The organism is Mycobacterium sp. AT1, assembly GCF_002043095.1.
Taxonomy (GTDB): Bacteria; Actinomycetota; Actinomycetes; order Mycobacteriales; family Mycobacteriaceae; genus Mycobacterium.
The window spans coordinates 70,792-87,642 of record NZ_MVOC01000037.1; the positions used below are offsets into that span (position 1 = coordinate 70,792).

Below are 16,851 nucleotides of genomic sequence, written 5' to 3' on the forward strand. Positions count from 1 at the left end.
TTCCCGTGACCGTCACAACCAGGACCGCGTGCTCGTACTGCGGTGTCGGCTGTGGCATCGAGGTGCAGACCCGAACCGACACCGCTGACGGCAAGCCGGTGATTGCCAGGGTGTCGGGGGATGCGTTGCACCCCAGCAATTTCGGGCGACTGTGCACCAAGGGTGCCACCCACGCCGAGCTGATGGCCGCCGACGGTGACCGGTTGAGCTCGGCATTGGTGCGTCCGTCGCGTGGCGAGCAACCCGTGGTGACGCCGGTCGACGAGGCCGTCGCCGAAGCCGGCCGGCGATTACGGGCGATCGTCGACGAACACGGTCCCGACGCGGTGGCGCTGTACGTCTCCGGTCAAATGTCGATCGAGGCACAGTATCTGGCGACGAAGCTGGCCAAGGGCTTTCTGCGGACCGTCCACATCGAGTCGAACTCGCGGCTGTGCATGGCGAGTGCGGGCACGGGGTACAAGCAGTCGCTGGGCGCGGACGGCCCGCCGGGGTCGTATACGGACTTCGACGCCGCCGACCTGTTCTTCGTGATCGGGTCCAACATGGCCGACTGTCATCCGATTCTGTTCCTGCGCATGGCCGAACGACTCAAGGCCGGGGCCAAGCTCATCGTCGTCGACCCGCGCCGCACCACGACGGCGGAGAAGGCCGACCTCTTCCTCCAGATCGCCCCAGGCACCGATCTCGCACTCCTCAACGGCATCCTGCACCTGCTGGTCGAATCCGGTGCCGTCGACGACGCCTTCATCGCCGAACACACCGAGGGCTGGGACGCGATGCCGGCCTTCCTCGCGGACTATCCGCCCGACGTCGTGGCGGAGATCACCGGCTTGGCCGAGGCCGACATCCGGTTGGCCGCGCGGATGATCGCCGACGCCGGTGAGTGGATGAGTTGCTGGACGATGGGTCTCAACCAGAGCACCCATGGCACCTGGAACACCAATGCCATCTGCAACCTTCATCTGGCGACCGGTGCCATCTGCAGGCCGGGTAGCGGACCCTTGTCGTTGACGGGTCAGCCCAACGCCATGGGCGGCCGCGAAATGGGCTACATGGGACCGGGTCTACCCGGCCAGCGGGTGGTGACCTCGGCCGAGGACCGCGCGTTCGTAGAGCGGGCGTGGCAGCTCGAGGCAGGCACCATCCGCGCCGACGTCGGTCCGGGAACGGTCGACATGTTCAGGCGCATGGCCGACGGCGACATCAAGGCGTGCTGGATCATCTGCACCAATCCCGTTGCCAGCGTGGCCAACCGCAAGACGGTGATCACCGGACTCGAGTCGGCGGAGCTCGTCGTCACCCAGGACGCCTACCGGACGACGGCGACCAACCACTACGCCGACGTCGTCCTGCCTGCGACGCTGTGGGCCGAGGCGGACGCGGTGATGGTCAACTCGGATCGCACCATGACGCTGCTGCCGCAGTCCATCCCCGCCCACGGCGACGCCAGACCCGACTGGCAGTTGATCTGCCAGGTCGCCGGGGCACTCGGCTTCGGGGAGCACTTCGGGTACTCGTCAGCCGCGGAGGTCTTCGACGAGATCCGCGAGTTCTCCAACCCGCGAACCGGTTACGACCTCCGGGGTGTCACTCACGACCGTCTTCGGCTGGGCCCGGTGCAATGGCCTGCGCCGTCACTCGATCAGCCGGGTGGAGACGTCGACCGTCATCCCATCCGCTATCTGAACGACGGCGTGAGCCAGGACCTGTTCGTCGACGGCGACGGGCACCGCCCGAAGCTGGCCTTCCCGACCCCGTCGCGGCGCGCGGTATTCCACCCCCGACCGCACCTGCCGCTCGGGGAGATGCCCGACGACGACTACCCGATGGTGTTGAACACTGGTCGCCTGCAACATCAATGGCACACCATGACCAAGACCGGAAAGGTCGCCAAGCTCAACAAGCTCGACCGCGGTCCGTTCGTGGAGATCCACCCTGTCGACGCCGAGGCACGCAACGTCGTCGACGGTCAGCCCGTCGAGCTGGCCTCGCGGCGCGGGCGCGCGGTACTTCCCGCCGTGGTGACCGACCGGGTCCGGCCGGGCAATTGCTTTGCGCCGTTTCACTGGAACGACGAGCACGGTGAGTACCTCGCCGTGAACGCGGTCACCTCGGATGCCGTCGACCCGTTCTCGCTTCAACCCGAGTTCAAGGCGTGCGCGGTCAGGGTGCGGGCTGCCGGGCCACCACCGCAACCGGTCGGTCGGATCAATGCGATCGGCTCAGCACTTGGGCTCGACGACCAACCCGTCCCGGTCCTCACCGACGCCGAGAAGCAGTACCTGGCAGGGTTCTTCCACGCCTTGCCGCCGAATGTCGAAGGTGTTCCGGTACTGCCGGCCGAGGCTCCGGTGGGAGCCGTGGTGCGCCGCTACGTCGACGGAATGCTGGCGGGACGGTACTCCCGAATCGACCCAGCCGACCGAACCGACGCGCCGACCGGGCCGCGGCCGTTGGTGCTCTGGGCGTCGCAAACCGGGACCGCCGAGGACTTCGCGACTCGGGTGGCCGACGGACTCGGTCCAGCGACGGTGATGAACATGGACGACTGCCAGCTCTCCGACTTGGCCGGTGCTGGTGAGGTTCTCATCGTCACCAGCACCTTCGGTGACGGCGGACCACCGGACAACGGCGCGGACTTCTGGACGCGCCTGGCGGCCGACGACGCGCCGGCATTGGACGGCGTGCGGTATGCGGTACTGGGCATCGGCGACCGGTCGTATGACGACTTCTGCGGACACGCCAGAGCGGTCGACGTCCGGCTCACCGAATTGGGGGCCACCCAGCTGACCGCACGCGTCGACTGCGAGGCCTACGACGACGAGCCGATGACGCAGTGGGCGCAGAAGGTGTCCGCTCTGGTCGGCCCCGGCGCAAGTCCGGCAACCCCCGCGCCGGTGCGCCCTGCCGCACCGTTCACCAGGACCAGCCCGGTCGACGCGCCGCTGAGCCGGAACGTGTTGCTGACCCCGCCGGGGGCGGCAAAGGAGGTGCGGCAGTTCGGTTTCGACGTCTCCGAGCACGGCGTCGGATATGCCGTCGGGGACGCGCTGGGCGTCTACGCCGTCAACGCCGAGGAGACGGTGCGGCGGTGGCTCGACGCGACCGGGTTGGCCGCCGACGACGTGATCGAGGTCGACGGTGTCGAGATGGCGCTCGGCGAGGCGTTGACGTCGCGCTACGACATCTGTCGCGTCACGCCCAACCTGCTCGACTTCGTCGTCGAGGGAAGTGCGGCGGCGGCGGGATCGCTACGGACCCTGCGCCGTAGCCGGGCCGAGTTGGACGAGTGGCTTCGAGGCCGCGACGGGGTCGACGTCGTCACCGAGTTCGCGGTCCGGGCCGAGCCGGAGCAGTGGCGCGACGCCCTGGTGCGGCTGACGCCGCGGTCGTACTCGATCTCGAGCAGCCCCCTGGTCAGCCCGCACGAGATTCAGCTGACGGTGTCGGTCGTCCGTTACCTGGGCGGTGACGGGCAACGACGCGGGGGAGTGTGCTCGACGTTCCTCGCGGATCGGGCGTCGCGGGCGTCGGTGTTCCTGCAGCCGTCGCCGCACTTTCGGCCGCCCGAGGACGGCTCCGCGCCGATGATCATGGTGGGTCCAGGCACCGGCGTCGCACCCTTCCGCGGATTCCTGCAGGAGCGCCGCGCGCTGGGGCACACCGGTCGCAATTGGCTGTTCTTCGGTGATCGGCATCGCGCCGAGAACTTCTACTACCGTGATGATCTCGAGGACATGGTCGACGACGGACTGTTGAGCCGGCTGGACTTGGCGTTCTCGCGCGACCAGGCCCAGCGGGTGTACGTGCAACACAAGATTCGTGACTACGGGGCCGATCTGTGGCGCTGGCTCGAGGACGGCGCGCACTTCTACGTGTGTGGTGACGCCAGCCGGATGGCCAAGGACGTCGACGACGCGTTGACCGCGGTCATTCGCGAGCACGGCGGGATGTCGAGTGAAGGCGCGCACGACTACAAACGCGAGCTGGTCGCCACCAAACGCTATGTGCGCGACGTGTACTGACGAGTAGTCGACCACCCGTGACCGTCACCTCCGAGGTGTAGGTTTGCAGACCATGGCCGCACCCACCGTGAACGTGAATCTGCCGGGCCGCCTTGGCGACCCGACCATGGAAATGCGCACCGATCCACGCGCCGACCCCCGAATGCTGGCAGCCATCGCCCCCTTCGGCCTCGACGCGAAGGCGCCCGAGTTGCCCGTCACGAGGGACTCCCCGCTCGAGGATCTGCTCGCCGTTGCGGCTGCCACCGAGCAGGGGTTCGACGGAGTGTTCGGCGCGCTGCTCGCCGACGTCCCGGCCGCCCAGGGCGTCGAAACCCGGAACCTCACCATCACCGGAGTCGACGGCAACGACATCGCGCTGTACGTCCACCGCCCGATCGGGGTGTCGATGCCCTTGCCGGGCCTGTTGCATCTGCACGGCGGCGGCATGGCCATCCTCACCGCAGTCGACAAGGGCGCAGCGCTGTGGCGCGAGCATCTGGCGGCCCGCGGGTGCGTCGTCGTCGGGGTGGAGTTCCGCAACTCCGGCGGCGCGCTCGGGCCGCATCCGTTTCCCGCCGGCCTGAACGACTGCGCCAGCGCGCTGGACTGGATGCACGCCCAGCGTGAGGGTCTCGGGTTGACGTCGATCGTCGTGACGGGCGAATCGGGCGGCGGCAACCTGTCGATCGCGACGGCGCTCAAGGCAAAGCGCGAGGGCCGGCTGGACCACGTCGACGGGGTCTACGCGCAGGTGCCGTTCGTCTACGGCGGTTACGACGCTCCCAACCCCGCGCTGCCGTCGCTGATCGAGAACGAGGGGTACATCCTCAGCCCGTCGGTGATGACGCTCATGGCGACGCTCTACGACCCGAAGGGGGAGCACACCACCAACCCGCTGGCGTGGCCGTACTACGCGAAAGAGGAGGACCTGCGGGGTCTGCCGCCGCACGTCGTCACCACCGACGAGATCGACCCGCTGCGTGACGAGGGGCTGGCGTTCCTGCGGGCGCTGCAGCGGGCGGGAGTCGACGCCACCGGCCACACCTACAGCGGTGTCGGCCATGCCTGCGAACAGTTGATGGGAGCGTTCGTGCCCGACCTCTTCGAGCGGGCCCTGCACGACGTCGTCGACTTCGCTCGTGGGGTGAGCAGAACGCTGGATTGACCAGCGCTGAAGTGAAAAGAGTGTCCGAGGGGGGACTTGAACCCCCACGCCCATTAGTAGGGCACTAGCACCTCAAGCTAGCGCGTCTGCCATTCCGCCACTCGGACAAGCGGGCTAAGGCTAACGGATTTCGGTGCCCGGACCAAAACGTGGGAACGAGAGCAGTGGTACGAATGGTGACCGTGAGTGATTCCCTGCAGCCGTCCGACGAGGTCGTCGAGCTCGTGAGCTCGTTGATCAGGTTCGACACGTCGAATACCGGCGAGCTCGAAACCACCAAGGGCGAGGCCGATTGCGCCCGCTGGGTGGCCCAGCAGCTCGCCGAGGTCGGCTACGAATGCGAGTACGTCGAGTCCGGCGCCCCGGGCCGGGGGAACGTCTTCACCAGGTTGGCAGGCGCCGACCGGAGCCGGGGCGCGCTGCTCGTGCACGGGCACCTCGACGTGGTTCCCGCCGAAGCCGCCGACTGGAGCGTGCACCCGTTCTCGGGGGCCGTGTCCGACGGCTACGTGTGGGGCCGCGGCGCCGTCGACATGAAGAACATGATCGGCATGATGATCGCCGTCGCGCGGCACTTGAAGCGCACGGGCACCGTGCCGCCGCGCGACCTGGTGTTCGCCTTCGTCGCCGACGAGGAGGCGGGCGGCAAGTACGGCTGCGGGTGGCTGGTCGAGAACCGCCCCGACCTCTTCGAGGGCGTCACCGAGGCGATCGGCGAAGTGGGCGGGTTCTCGCTGACGGTGCCGCACCGCGACGGCGGCGACAAGCGCCTGTACCTGATCGAGACGGCCGAGAAGGGCATGCGTTGGATGCGGCTCACCGCCCGCGGCCGCGCGGGGCACGGCTCGTTCGTCCACGACGACAACGCCGTCACGACCCTCGCCGGCGCGGTGGACAGGCTTGGCCGCCACCAGTTCCCCATCGTGCTCACCGACACCGTCGCGCAGTTCCTGACCGCCGTCGGCGAGGAGACCGGGCACTCCTTCGACCCCGACTCGCCGGATCTGGACGGCGTGGTCGCCAAGCTGGGTCCGATCGGGCGCATCGTCGGTGCGACGCTGCGTGACTCGGCGAACCCGACGATGCTGAAGGCCGGCTACAAGGCCAACGTCATCCCAGGGTCGGCCGAGGCCGTGGTGGACTGCCGGATCCTGCCCGGCCATGCCGGTGAGTTCGAGGCGACGGTCGACGAGTTGATCGGCCCGGACGTCACCCGCGAGTGGATCACCGACCTGCCCGCCTACGAGACCACCTTCGACGGTGAGCTGGTCGACGCCATGAACGCCGCACTGCTGGCGGTCGACCCGGACGCGCGCATCGTGCCCTACATGTTGTCCGGCGGAACCGATGCCAAACACTTTGCCCGCCTTGGTATTCGGTGCTTTGGCTTCATCCCGTTGCGGCTGCCGCCGGAACTGGACTTCGCCGCGTTGTTCCACGGAGTCGACGAGCGGGTACCCGTCGAATCGCTGACGTTCGGCACCGAGGTCCTCGAGCACTTCCTGCTGAACTGCTGACCAACACCACCAGAGTTCCACCGAAAGGATCTTGATGAGCACCCCGTACGACAACCTCCCCAAGTTGCCGACCTTCACCCTGACGTCGACGTCGGTCACCGACGGCCAGCCGCTGTCGAACGACCAAGTCAGCGGCATCATGGGCGCGGGCGGTTCCGACGTCTCCCCGCAGTTGAGCTGGTCGGGATTCCCCGAGACGACCCGCAGCTTCGCGGTGACGATGTACGACCCCGACGCCCCGACCGCGTCGGGTTTCTGGCACTGGGCGGTGGCGAACCTGCCCGCGACCGTGACCGAGCTACCCGAGGGTGTTGGCGACGGCAGTCACAGCGGGTTCCCCGGCGACGCGATCACCCTGGCCAACGACGCCAGCCTCAAGCGCTTCATCGGCGCCGCCCCGCCCGCCGGTCACGGCCCGCACCGCTACTTCATCGCCGTGCACGCCGTCGACGTCGAGAAGCTGGACATCCCCGAGGGCGCGACGCCGGCCTACCTTGGTTTCAACCTGTTCAGTCATGCCATCGCCCGCGCCGTCATCATGGGCACCTACAAGCAGAAATAACACCCGCGAGCAGACGTAAAGGGCCCTGAATCGGGGCGAATGAGGGCCCTATGTGTCTGGTCGGCGAGGCGTCAGCGCGCGGCCGACCCGACGGCCTCGGCCAGCGACGTGAAGCCGCCGGCATGCAGCCGTTGGGCAAGGCCGTCGTGAATGTGCTTGGCCCACAAGCCGCCGCCGTAGACGAAGCCGGTGTAGCCCTGCAGCAGTGAGGCGCCTGCGGTGATGCGCTCCCAGGCGTCGTCGGCGGTCTCGATGCCGCCGGCGCTGACGAGCACCAGTCGGTCGCCGACGCGGCGATGGAGCCGCTGAAGCACCTCGAGCGAGCGGCGGGCGACGGGAGCGCCGGAGATGCCACCCGCCCCCAACTCGTCGACCCCTGGGGTGGCGAGACCGGCGCGGGAGATGGTGGTGTTGGTGGCGACGATGCCTGCCAAGCCGAGTTCGACTGCGAGGTCGGCGATGTCGTCGACGTCGGAATCCGACAGGTCGGGGGCGATCTTCACCAGGACCGGGGTCGTGGTCTCGGCGCGGACGGCCGCCAGGATCGGACGCAACGACTCGACCGCCTGCAGATCGCGGAGGCCGGGGGTGTTGGGGGAGCTGACGTTGACGACGAGGAACGACGCGAGAGGGCCGACCAGGCGGGCGCTTTCGGTGTAGTCGGCGACGGCCTCCTCGGCCGGCGTCGCCTTCGTCTTGCCGATGTTGGCCCCGATGGGCACCTCGGAGTCGTGGCGGCTCAACCGCAGCGCCAGCTCAGCCGCACCGTGGTTGTTGAAGCCCATCCGGTTCAGCAGCGCCCGGTCCTCGGGCAGCCGAAACATGCGCGGGGCGGGGTTGCCCGGCTGCGGGCGCGCGGTCACGGTGCCGACTTCCGCGTAGCCGAAACCCAAGGCCCCCCAGGTGTTCAGGCCGGTGCCGTCCTTGTCGAAGCCGGCGGCGAGGCCAACCGGTCCTGGGAACCGCACGCCGAACACGGTGCTGGCGAGGACGGGATCGTGCGGCGCAAGCCACCTGGCCAGGACCCGGCGCAGCGGCCCGAGCGCGGTGATCAGCCGCAGGAACGCGAACACCAGGGTGTGGATTCGCTCGGGTGGGACCAGGAAGAAGATTCGCCGCAGCGCGCGGTAGATCACGAGGCGGGCTGACCGTCGACGCCAGCCCACACGGCGGACTTCCTGCGCCGCAACAGAACTCGACGACTTCCGTCGGTGTAGAGGCGCACCCTGGTCAGCTCCCACCCTCGATACTCGGCTTCGATCGACAACCGGACCGACGCCGAAACCCGCGTCACGTCGGGCGGCAGTCGCAGCGGCACCCATTCGTAGTCGTCGGAGAGGTCGGCTTCCCACGCGGCAGGCATGCGTCCCCGCTGATGGCCGCTCACGAGCCTGCCCCCGGGATCACTTGCACGCCAGCACCCGATCCGGAAACCACGAAGAGCGTCCCGGTCTTGTCGTCGTATGTCATGGAGTTCGGCTGCTGCACGGTTCGATAACGCACCTTTTCGACGGGTATTCCGGTCGCCAGATCGTAACCAACGACGGTGTTCGTCGCAGTTTGCGACACCCAAGCCAGCCGCGACGACCCGGCCAGGGCAAACGGCGCGCCCGGCACCGGATACTGCTGCCGCAACATCAGCGGATCGGCGCCGAACACCAGCAGGGCCTGCCCGCGGGTGTCGGCCACCAGGATGCGGCCCTCCGGGTCGGCGGCCATGGTGGTGGCTCCCTCGCCGGCCCGCAGGGCGTGCTGCTGTCGGGTGCCCGACGGGTCGACCGTCGTCACCGACGTTTGGCCTCGGTCCAGCACGGCGACCGTATCGCCCTCTGCGACAAGCGCATCCACGCGCGCGAAGATCTGCAGTCGCGCACCGACCGCGGTGGTGGAGCTCAGCGTGTAGACCGCTCCCGAGGCACTGCCGAGGACGATCTTGCCGTCGGCGCGGCGGGTTATGGCGGTGAAGTCGGTGTCGCGTTCGCCGCCGACGTCGAATCTCGCCACCGCGTCGCCCGCGCCGAGGGGAACCGCGAAGTAGCCGCCCTTGGTCGCCGCGTACACCGTCCCGCTGCCGTCGCCGACGATCGCCGTCGCGGGGCTGGGCAGAGCCACGGTTCGCGACGGGCCCGTGACCGGGAACGTGACGAGGGCCGAACCGCCCGCGGGGTCACTGCTCAGCACGACGGAAGACGACGTGGCGGCGTCGAAGACGACGGCCTCCCCACGCCCGGCCAGCGGACGCACCGACCCGGCCGGCGCCTCGGCCGCCACGGGTGAGACCGCGGCCTGCGCCGGAGAGATGGTCGGTGGGGGACTGTCGGCGGCCTTGGACCCACAGGACGCGAGGGCAACCGTCGTCACGATCACGGCGACGCTGTGAGCCAGGCGACGCCTCGGTGTTGTGAACGGTGGCAAAGGGTAGACCTCAACGGTGCGATGGGAATGGCGGATGAAGGGCCAGTTTAGGCACGCCGCGGAATCGCCCCGGCGGTATGGTTCGGACATGAGCCGGGCGACCGTCGACGACCTGTCCGAAAGTGAGTTCAGCGTCGAGGTCGTGTCGACTGGCATGCACGCCAGCGGGTTTGGTCGAGTCGGTGACGGCAGGAGTTTCTCCTTTCACGTCGACCGACGCCAGCTCAACGTCGAGGTGTACCGCCCGCGGCTGACGGGCCCGGTCCCGCAGCAGGAGGACGTCGTCGCCGCGGCGAGCCGCAGCCTGGCCCACGTGGACGTTGCCGACGAGCGCAGCTTGACGGCGGCCGTGCGCGACGCCGTCAACGACGCTCAGCCGGTGCCACGCACAGCTCGCTGACGGTGAGCCCACGGTACGGTCGTCGGCGTGATGGACATGTCGTGGCTGCAAGTGGTCGTGTTGTCGGTGGTCCAGGGCCTGACCGAGTTCCTTCCGGTGTCCTCGTCCGGCCATCTCGCGATCGTTTCGGAGCTGTTCTTCGCCGACGACGCTGGCGCGTCGTTCACCGCGGTCAGCCAGCTCGGCACCGAGCTCGCGGTGCTGATCTACTTCGCCAGGGACATCGGCCGCATTCTGGTGGCGTGGTTCGGGGGCCTGCGCGACCCCTCGCGCCGCACCTCGGACTACTGGCTGGGCTGGTGGGTGATCATCGGCACGATCCCGATCGGCGCGGCCGGGCTGATCTTCAAGCACTACATCCGCGACGACGTCCGCAACCTGTGGATCATCGCGACGGCACTGATCGTGTTCTCCGCCGTCATCGCCGCCGCCGAGTACTTCGGCAGGCAAACCCGCGGAATAGAGCAGTTCACCTGGAAGGACAGCATCGTCATCGGCGTCTCCCAGTGCTTGGCCCTGATTCCCGGGGTGTCCCGGTCGGGCGCGACCATCAGCGCCGGCCTGTTCATGGGACAGGAGCGCGAGGCCGCCGCCCGCTTCGGCTTTCTGCTCGCCATTCCCGCCGTCCTCGCCTCGGGGCTGTATTCGCTGCCCGACGCCTTCCACCCCGACGGGCGGGGGATGAGCGCGTCGGGGCCGCAGCTCGCGGTGTCGGTCGCGATCGCCTTCGTAGTGGGTCTCGCGGCCGTCTCCTGGTTCCTGAAATTCCTGGTGCGCCACGGCATGTACTGGTTCGTCGGCTACCGCGTGATCCTCGGGGCGACGCTGCTCGTCCTGCTGGGCACCGGCACGATCGCGGCGCAGTGACATGACGGTCATCCTGCTCCGACACGGTCGGTCGACGTCGAACACCGCGCACACCCTCGCGGGTCGCTCCGAGGGGGTCGACCTCGACGACAAGGGCCGCGAACAAGCCGAGGCCGTGGTCGCCCGCGTCGCCGACCTTCCGATCAAGGCGATCGTGAGGTCACCGCTTCTGCGCTGTGAGCGAACGGTGGCGCCCCTTGCCGCGGCCCTCGGCCTGGAACCCGTGGTGGAGGAGCGGCTCTCGGAAGTCGACTACGGCGCGTGGACCGGCTGCAAGATCGGCGACCTCTTCAAGGAGCCGCTGTGGGCGGTGGTCCAGCAGCAGCCCAGCGCTGCGGTGTTCCCCGACGGGGAGGGGCTGGCGCAGGTTCAGGCCAGGGCGGTCGCAGCGGTCCGCGAACACGACCGCACCCTCGCCGAGCAGCACGAAGGCGACGTTCTGTGGATCGCCTGTACGCACGGCGACGTCATCAAGTCGATCATCGCCGATGCGGTGGGGAGCCATCTGGACAACTTCCAGCGCATCACGGCCGACCCCGCATCCATGAGCGTCATCAGGTACACCTCGGCGCGTCCATTCGTGCTTCACGTCAACCACACGGGCCCGGCCTTGACCGCCGCCCTGCTGGCCAAACCCGAGCCCTCGGGTGACGCCGTCGTGGGTGGTTCCACCGACTGACCCGTTCGATCGCTGCGCCCGCGCCGTCCGTCGAGTTACGGCTGCGGTCCCCATACCGGTATTTTGGGAGGTGTCATGGCCCGTTCGATTCACGTCTTCCGCTCACCCGACCGATTCGTGGCCGGGACCGTCGGGCAACCTGGCGACCGGACGTTCTACCTTCAGGCCGTGCACGACGAGCGAGTCGTCTCGGTGATCCTTGAGAAGCAACAGGTGGCGGTGCTCGCCGAGCGGATCGCCGCGCTGCTGCTCGAGATCAACCGCCGCTTCGGCACCCCGGTGCCGCCGGAGACGACCGAAGTCGAGGACCTCAGTCCCCTGATCACGCCGGTCGACGCCGAGTTCCGCGTTGGCACGATGGGCTTGGGCTGGGACTCGGAGGCCGAGACCGTGGTCGTGGAGCTGCTCGCGGTGTCGGAGACGGAGTTCGACGCGTCGGTGGTGCTCGACGACGCCGAGGACGGTCCCGACGCGGTTCGGGTGTTCCTGACCCCGGAGTCGGCGCGGGAGTTCGCCGCCCGCTCCAACCGCGTCATCTCCGCGGGCCGGCCGCCGTGCCCGCTCTGCGACGAGCCACTGGATCCCGCGGGACACATCTGTGTGCGCACCAACGGTTACCGACGAGGTGCCCTGGCGGAATCCGACGATGACACCGACTTCTGACCGCACGGGTGACGACGAAGCACTTCGATGCGGCACGCTGACGGTCCTCGGCCGCATCCGGTCGGCGAGCAACGCCACGTTCCTGTGCGAGGCGCATCTCGGCGACCGCCTGGCGCACTGCGTGTACAAGCCGGTGGCCGGCGAGGCGCCGCTGTGGGACTTTCCCGACGGCACCCTCGCGGGCCGGGAGGTGTCCGCGTACCTGGTGTCGGCGGCGCTGGGCTGGAACGTGGTGCCCTACACCGTCCTTCGTGACGGGCCCGCGGGGCGCGGGATGGTGCAGCGGTGGGTCGACCAACCCGGTGACGTCCTGGACGACACCGAGGTCGACGACACCGCCGACGAAGAACCCGACGCCGGCCCCGACCTGGTCGACCTGCTGCCTGCCGGCCACGTGCCGCCCGGTTTCCTGCCCGTCCTGCAGGCCTACGACTACGCCGGTGACGAGGTGACCCTCGTCCATGCCGACGATGCGCGGCTGCGCCGGATGGCGGTGTTCGACGTCCTGATCAACAACGCCGACCGCAAGGGGGGGCACATCCTGGCCGGGGTCGACGGCGGGGTCTACGGCGTCGACCACGGTGTCAGCCTGCACACCGAGGACAAGCTCCGCACGGTGCTGTGGGGGTGGGCTGGCAAGCCAGTCGACGAGGACACGCTGCGTGACGTCGCAGGCCTTCGGGACGCGCTGCTCGGTGACTTCGACCAGACGCTGCGGCCGCACGTCACCAATCGCGAGATCGACGCGCTATATGCCAGAACCGTTGGTCTGCTGGAGAACCCGGTGATGCCGTCGCCTGATCGGCGCAGGCCGATCCCGTGGCCGGCGTTCTGACCTTCGTGTTCTACGCTCGTCGTCATGACTGATCACGACCACGCCGCCGCCCGCAGGGAGATCGCCGACGCCCTCCAGAAGGCGCTCGACCGCCGCCACGAGGTGCTCGACGCGATCGTCGAAGCCGGTGACCGGGCCGCCGCCGTCAATGCCATCGCGACGTTGCTCGACACCTCGCCCAAGGGCGGCGAGGCCGTGATGACGATCTCGTTCGACCAGCTCACCAGGGATTCGCGTCGCAAGATCGCCGAGGAACTCGAGGATCTGAACAAGCAGCTGACCTTCACCCTCGGTGAGCGGCCTGCCAGCTCGGGGGAGAGCCTGTCACTGCGCGTGTTCTCCTCGGACGCCGACCGCGACCTGTTCGTCGCCCGCACCTCCGACGTCGGCGCCACGGGCGACGGGTCCGGCGCGCCGGCGGGCAGCATCGACGACGAGATCAGCGCCGCGCTCGGCCGCGTCTCCAACGAAGAGGCGGTGTGGTTCGTCGCGGAGGAAGGTGCGGACAAGGTCGGCATGGTCTTCGGTGAGCTCGTCGGCGGGGAGGTCAACGTCCGCGTCTGGATTCACCCCGACCACCGGCACCGCGGTTTCGGTACGGCCGCCCTGCGGCGCTGCCGTTCGGAGATGGCGGCGTACTTCCCCGCGGTGCCGATGGTCGTGCGCGCTCCCGGCGCCACGCCCAAGTAGGGCCCGATTAGCTCCCGCATCAGCGATGCGGCGCTCGCCGCGGAGGTGGCCGCCGAGGCCGGTCGCATGCTCGTCGCGTTGCGCGCCGAGATCGGCTTCGACGACTACTACGATCTCGGCGACGCCGGTGACCGGCGCGCCAACACCCTGATCCTCAACCGGCTCCGCGAGCACCGGCCCGACGACGCCGTCCTCTCCGAGGAGGCGGCCGACGACCTGTCGCGGATCCGCGCCGACCGGGTGTGGATCGTCGACCCCGTCGACGGCACCAGGGAGTTCTCGACGCCGGGGCGCACCGACTGGGCGGTGCACATCGCACTGTGGCAGCGAACGGGTGGACCCGACGGCGTGATCACCGACGCCGTGGTCGGGTTGCCCGCGCTCGGCGAGGCGTATCGCAGTGACACCGTGACGGCACCGCCGCCGCGCGAAGCGGGGCCCATTCGTATCGCGACGAGCCGCCACCGCCCGCCAACGGTGCTGTGGTGGCTGCGGGACATGCTCGACGTCGAACTGGTCGGCATCGGGTCCGCAGGCGCCAAGGCCATGGCGGTCGTCCGCGGCGACGTCGACGCCTACGTCCACGCCGGCGGCCAGTACGAGTGGGACTCTGCGGCTCCGTCCGGCGTGGTGACCGCAGCGGGTCTGCACGCCTCGCGGCTGGACGGGTCGCCCCTTCGCTACAACCGGCCGGACCCGTATCTGCCCGACTTCGTGATGTGCAGGCCGGAGCTTGCGGACACCCTGCTCGAGGCGATTCGATCGGTGTTTTGAGCGAACCGGGAATGGATCAGCTCCGCCCGTTGTCCCACACTGCGAACAACCACCGTCGGAGGCCGAACTGAACGCACACCCTAGAGTCGGAGCCATGCAATCGTGGCCTGCGCCGACCGTTCCGCAGCTCACCGGTGTGGGAACGCCGTTGCGCCTCTTCGACAGCGCCGACCAACAGGTGCGTCCGGTGGCGGCCGGTGAGACCGCGACCATGTACGTGTGCGGCATCACCCCGTACGACGCGACCCACCTCGGCCACGCGGCGACCTATCTGACCTTCGACCTGGTCTACCGGGCCTGGCTCGACGCCGGCCATCACGTGCACTACGTCCAGAACGTCACCGACGTCGACGATCCGCTGTTCGAGCGGGCTGCGCGCGACGGCATCGACTGGCGCGAGCTAGGGGCTCGCGAGACCCAGCTCTTCCGCGAGGACATGGCGGCTCTGCGCGTCCTTCCTCCGCAGGACTACGTGGCCGCCACCGACGCGATCGCCGAGGTGATCGAGCTGGTGGAGAAGATGCTGGCCTCCGGCGCGGCGTACGTGGTGGAGGACGCGGAGTATCCCGACGTGTACTACCGGGCCGACGCGACCGCGCAGTTCGGCTACGAGTCGGGGTACGACCGCGAGACCATGCTGCGGCTGTTCGCCGAGCGGGGCGGGGACCCCGACCGGGCGGGCAAGGGTGACGCGTTGGACGCGCTGCTGTGGCGTGCGGAGCGGCCGGGCGAGCCGAGTTGGCCGTCGCCGTTCGGGCCTGGTCGGCCGGGGTGGCACGTAGAGTGTGCCGCCATCGCTCTGGATCGCATCGGCACCGGGCTCGACGTCCAGGGTGGCGGCAGTGATCTGATCTTCCCGCACCACGAGTTCTCGGCCGCCCACGCCGAATCGGTAACGGGGGAGCGACGTTTCGCCAGGCACTACGTCCACGCCGGGATGATCGGCTGGGACGGTCACAAGATGAGCAAGAGTCGCGGCAACCTGGTGCTGGTCTCCAAGCTCCGCGCCGAGGGTGTCGACCCCGCTGCCATCCGGCTGGGTCTGCTCGCCGGGCACTATCGTTCCGACCGGTACTGGAGTGACGCGGTTCTCGCCGAGGCGCAGGACCGACTTGCCCGGTGGCGGGCGGCGACGGCGTTGCCTGCCGGACCCGATGCCACCGACGTGGTCGCCAGGGTCAGGCAGTACCTCGCCGACGACCTCGACACTCCCAAAGCCCTTGCCGCACTTGACGGTTGGGTTGCCGACGCGCAGCAGTACGGCGGCGACGACGTCGAGGCGCCCGGCCGGGTGGCGGCGGCCGTCGACGCGCTGCTCGGAGTCGCGCTCTAGCCACGAGGTACCTTGCCGCCCATGGCTTCGGTTGACGGCAAGGTCGTGTTCATCACCGGTGGCGCGGCCGGCGTCGGCGCGGAGGTCGCCAGGCGGTTGCACGCCAAGGGTGCTCGGCTGCTGTTGACCGACGTCGACGCGGGTGCGCTCGCCAGCTTCGCCGCGGCACTCGGTGGTGATCGCGTGTTGACGGTGACCGCCGACGTCCGCGACCTGCCCGCCATGCAGGCCGCGGTCGACGCCGGGGTTCAGCGCTTCGGCGGCGTCGACGTCGTGGTCGCCAATGCGGGCATCGCCAGCTACGGTTCGGTGCTGCAGGTCGACCCGGCGGCGTTCAAGCGGCTGATGGACGTCAACGTCCTCGGGGTGTTCCACACCGTGCGAGCCGCGCTTCCGGCGATCGTCGAGCGTCGCGGCTACGTGCTGGTCGTGTCGTCGCTGGCCGCCTTCACCGCCGCCCCGGGATTGGCGCCGTACAACGCGAGCAAGGCCGCGGTGGAGCAGTTTGCGAACGCGCTGCGACTCGAGGTCGCCCACCACGGCGTCGACGTCGGCTCGGCGCACATGTCGTGGGTCGACACGGCGATGGTGCGCGACACCAAGACCGACCTGTCCACCTTCGGCGAGATGTTGTCCAAGCTCCCGTATCCGGTGAACGTCACCACGTCGGTGGAGAAGTGCGGCGCTGCCTTCGTCGACGGCATCGAGGGGCGGAAGACCCGGGTGTACTGCCCGCGCTGGGTGGGTGCGCTGCGGTGGCTCAAGCCGATCATGTCGACCCGCATCGGCGAGGCGCCGATCAAGAGGTTCGTGCCAGACCTCCTGCCTCGGATGGACGCCGAAGTGGTGGCACTCGGCCGTTCGACGAGCGCCCATTCCGAGGCCCTGGATTCGCCCCCGACGACGTGACACCCCGCCAATCGGGGATCCGAGGCGGGTAG

Annotated in this window: 16 protein-coding genes and 1 tRNA gene; 13 read left to right on the forward strand and 4 right to left on the reverse strand. The window is 69.0% G+C overall.

The window, feature by feature from the left end:
- Positions 1 to 5 precede the first annotated feature (5 nt).
- Together B1790_RS17910 and B1790_RS17915 are read left to right on the forward strand one after the other, a co-directional pair.
- Positions 6 to 4,028 (forward strand): bifunctional nitrate reductase/sulfite reductase flavoprotein subunit alpha, encoded by a 4,023-nt coding sequence (locus B1790_RS17910; RefSeq protein WP_079924615.1) that lies wholly within the window; start codon positions 6 to 8, stop codon positions 4,026 to 4,028.
- Positions 4,029 to 4,080: 52 nt separating this feature from the next.
- A complete protein-coding gene (locus B1790_RS17915; protein WP_233165176.1) occupies positions 4,081 to 5,175 on the forward strand; it encodes an alpha/beta hydrolase fold domain-containing protein in 1,095 nt (364 codons plus the stop codon).
- A gap of 21 nt (positions 5,176 to 5,196) precedes the next feature.
- On the opposite strand, the gene B1790_RS17920 is transcribed toward B1790_RS17915, so the two are convergent.
- Positions 5,197 to 5,282, reverse strand: a tRNA-Leu gene (locus B1790_RS17920).
- 66 nt (positions 5,283 to 5,348) lie between these two features.
- Here B1790_RS17920 and B1790_RS17925 point away from each other — a divergent pair.
- Positions 5,349 to 6,692 (forward strand): M20/M25/M40 family metallo-hydrolase, encoded by a 1,344-nt coding sequence (locus tag B1790_RS17925; RefSeq protein WP_079924616.1) that lies wholly within the window; start codon positions 5,349 to 5,351, stop codon positions 6,690 to 6,692.
- A gap of 34 nt (positions 6,693 to 6,726) precedes the next feature.
- Positions 6,727 to 7,254, forward strand: a complete 528-nt coding sequence (locus B1790_RS17930; RefSeq protein ID WP_079924617.1) for a YbhB/YbcL family Raf kinase inhibitor-like protein — start codon at positions 6,727 to 6,729, stop codon at positions 7,252 to 7,254.
- Between the two features lie 71 nt (positions 7,255 to 7,325).
- On the opposite strand, the gene B1790_RS17935 is transcribed toward B1790_RS17930, so the two are convergent.
- Genes B1790_RS17935 through B1790_RS17945 form a run of 3 tightly spaced genes read right to left on the reverse strand, consistent with a single transcriptional unit; the run spans position 7,326 to position 9,618 of the window.
- On the reverse strand, positions 7,326 to 8,387 hold the full coding sequence (locus tag B1790_RS17935; protein WP_079924664.1) for a quinone-dependent dihydroorotate dehydrogenase: 1,062 nt from the start codon (positions 8,385 to 8,387) through the stop codon (positions 7,326 to 7,328).
- Positions 8,387 to 8,617 carry a DUF5703 family protein gene (locus tag B1790_RS17940; RefSeq protein ID WP_369832365.1) on the reverse strand — a complete coding sequence of 77 codons (231 nt, stop codon included), beginning with the start codon at positions 8,615 to 8,617 and terminating at the stop codon, positions 8,387 to 8,389. Before B1790_RS17940 ends, B1790_RS17935 begins: the two co-directional genes overlap by 1 nt.
- Positions 8,618 to 8,637: 20 nt before the next feature.
- Complete coding sequence (locus tag B1790_RS17945) at positions 8,638 to 9,618, reverse strand: hypothetical protein (RefSeq protein WP_142271372.1); 981 nt, start codon at positions 9,616 to 9,618, stop codon at positions 8,638 to 8,640.
- A 139-nt stretch (positions 9,619 to 9,757) separates the two neighbouring features.
- Here B1790_RS17945 and B1790_RS17950 point away from each other — a divergent pair, with 139 nt between their 5' ends.
- From B1790_RS17950 to B1790_RS17990, 9 genes are all read left to right on the forward strand, one after another.
- Positions 9,758 to 10,069 (forward strand): hypothetical protein, encoded by a 312-nt coding sequence (locus tag B1790_RS17950; protein WP_079924618.1) that lies wholly within the window; start codon positions 9,758 to 9,760, stop codon positions 10,067 to 10,069.
- A 36-nt stretch (positions 10,070 to 10,105) separates the two neighbouring features.
- Positions 10,106 to 10,936, forward strand: a complete 831-nt coding sequence (locus B1790_RS17955) for an undecaprenyl-diphosphate phosphatase (RefSeq protein ID WP_079924666.1) — start codon at positions 10,106 to 10,108, stop codon at positions 10,934 to 10,936.
- Position 10,937: 1 nt separating this feature from the next.
- Positions 10,938 to 11,615 carry a histidine phosphatase family protein gene (locus B1790_RS17960; protein ID WP_079924619.1) on the forward strand — a complete coding sequence of 226 codons (678 nt, stop codon included), beginning with the start codon at positions 10,938 to 10,940 and terminating at the stop codon, positions 11,613 to 11,615.
- Between the two features lie 75 nt (positions 11,616 to 11,690).
- Positions 11,691 to 12,278 (forward strand): DUF3090 domain-containing protein, encoded by a 588-nt coding sequence (locus tag B1790_RS17965; RefSeq protein ID WP_056553756.1) that lies wholly within the window; start codon positions 11,691 to 11,693, stop codon positions 12,276 to 12,278.
- A complete protein-coding gene (locus B1790_RS17970) occupies positions 12,262 to 13,113 on the forward strand; it encodes an SCO1664 family protein (RefSeq protein ID WP_079924620.1) in 852 nt (283 codons plus the stop codon). Before B1790_RS17965 ends, B1790_RS17970 begins: the two co-directional genes overlap by 17 nt.
- A 24-nt stretch (positions 13,114 to 13,137) precedes the next feature.
- Positions 13,138 to 13,803 (forward strand): GNAT family N-acetyltransferase, encoded by a 666-nt coding sequence (locus B1790_RS17975; protein WP_079924621.1) that lies wholly within the window; start codon positions 13,138 to 13,140, stop codon positions 13,801 to 13,803.
- Positions 13,804 to 13,869: 66 nt separating this feature from the next.
- Positions 13,870 to 14,577: a 3'(2'),5'-bisphosphate nucleotidase CysQ gene (locus B1790_RS17980; RefSeq protein ID WP_079924667.1), complete on the forward strand. Its 708-nt coding sequence runs from the start codon at positions 13,870 to 13,872 to the stop codon at positions 14,575 to 14,577.
- Positions 14,578 to 14,671: 94 nt separating this feature from the next.
- Positions 14,672 to 15,910 carry a cysteine--1-D-myo-inosityl 2-amino-2-deoxy-alpha-D-glucopyranoside ligase gene (gene mshC / locus B1790_RS17985; RefSeq protein WP_079924622.1) on the forward strand — a complete coding sequence of 413 codons (1,239 nt, stop codon included), beginning with the start codon at positions 14,672 to 14,674 and terminating at the stop codon, positions 15,908 to 15,910.
- A gap of 21 nt (positions 15,911 to 15,931) precedes the next feature.
- Entirely contained in the window at positions 15,932 to 16,819 is an 888-nt protein-coding gene (locus B1790_RS17990) for an SDR family oxidoreductase (protein WP_079924623.1), read from the forward strand.
- Positions 16,820 to 16,851: the final 32 nt, after the last annotated feature.